The organism is Nonomuraea deserti (genome assembly GCF_004348685.1).
Taxonomy (GTDB): Bacteria; Actinomycetota; Actinomycetes; order Streptosporangiales; family Streptosporangiaceae; genus Nonomuraea; species Nonomuraea deserti.
The window spans coordinates 1-1,288 of record NZ_SMKO01000414.1 but is presented as its reverse complement, the minus strand read 5'-3'; the positions used below and the strand labels follow the sequence as shown (position 1 = coordinate 1,288).

The 1,288-nt window shown below is 70.3% G+C and carries 2 protein-coding genes; both read right to left on the bottom strand.

What is annotated here, in order from left to right:
• A partial coding sequence (locus E1292_RS50420) for a DUF6069 family protein (RefSeq protein WP_132606878.1) occupies positions 1-371 on the bottom strand: 371 nt, incomplete at its 3' end.
• A gap of 278 nt (positions 372-649) precedes the next feature.
• On the bottom strand, positions 650-1,288 hold a 639-nt coding region (locus E1292_RS50415), incomplete at its 5' end, for a helix-turn-helix transcriptional regulator (protein WP_132606877.1).

Sequence of the window (1,288 nt, the reverse complement as noted above, 5' to 3'; positions counted from 1 at the left end):
ACCACGTGCGTCAACATCAGCAACATCTTCGTGGCCGCGGACGCGTCCACGAGCACGTCCGGCACGAGTGACAACGCGGTGAGCACGATCGTGGTGCGGACGAACACCGTGCGCGGACGACCAGCCCAGCGGGCCAGCACCAGGGCGAGCACCAGGCCCACCACGGAGAAGACGACGGTCAGCACGGCGAACCCGGACGCCGGGATCGGCGCGCCACCGACCGCGAGGCTGATCCCGGCGAGCTCACCCGCCGCGGCGACGGCCGCGGTCGCCGCGCCGGCGACGATGGCGGCGGTCAGGCCACCGATGATGAGCGGCTTCGCGGCAACGGGGGTGGCGACGGTGGTGGTGGTGTTGGTGGCGACGGACATCGTGGGCCTCCGATGAGTGGCGACCGGCCCGTTGCCGGTCCCTCACTTTGGCTACGAACGCGCTCGACGCCATTCGACACCCTCGCGGAAAGAATCTTGAAGACGTGCCGCCCCGGAGTGCCCGAGGCGACACGGCCTCTCTCACCGCCGTGATCCCCCGAGCCCGCAGCGGTGGCAGCAGGTCGCAGACGGCCACCGACGGCAGCGGCCGGGTGCCGGGCGGCAGGTGGCGGGTGGTCGGGGCGCGGCATGCCAGGTGCTCGCGGCCGGCGCGCGGGTTACTCGCCCTGCGTGGGAGTGTCTCGCTCCTTGGCCCAGACGGCGATCTGGGTGCGGGAGTTGAAGCCGAGCTTGTTCAGTATGTGCTCGACATGTCCCTCGGCGGTGCGCTGGGCTATCACCAGGGCGGCTGCGATCTCCTTGTTGCTCATCCCCTGCGCGACGAGCCGCGCTATCTCGATCTCCCTGCGAGTCAGCGGCGACCATGAGATCTTCTCGCCGGGCGGCTCGTCCGCGAGATCGCCGGCACCCAAGGCGAGAGCGATCCCCTCGTCGTAGGACAGCCCGGCACCTCGGCTGAAGGCCGCTTCGAATGCCGGCTTGCCCAGCGCCTCGCGGGCACGCGACTCGCATTCGCCGTGGTGGCGAAGGACGAGCTGGTACCTGAACGGCACCATGTGGACCCCTTGTTCGTATCTCCGCAGGAACCCCAGCAGCGTGGCCGCCCGCCGGTTTTGCCCCTGACCGGCGGCGATCCACGCCAGCACCTCGACGTTGATCCTGCTGCCGAGCAGGTCGTCGATGGAGTGCTGGAAGCGCAGGCTCTCCCGCTCCAGCGCGGCCGCGCGCTGAGCGTCGCCCTGCAACCAGAGCGCGACGCCGAGCACCGTCTTGCCGTAGGCCCTGACCCACCTGTC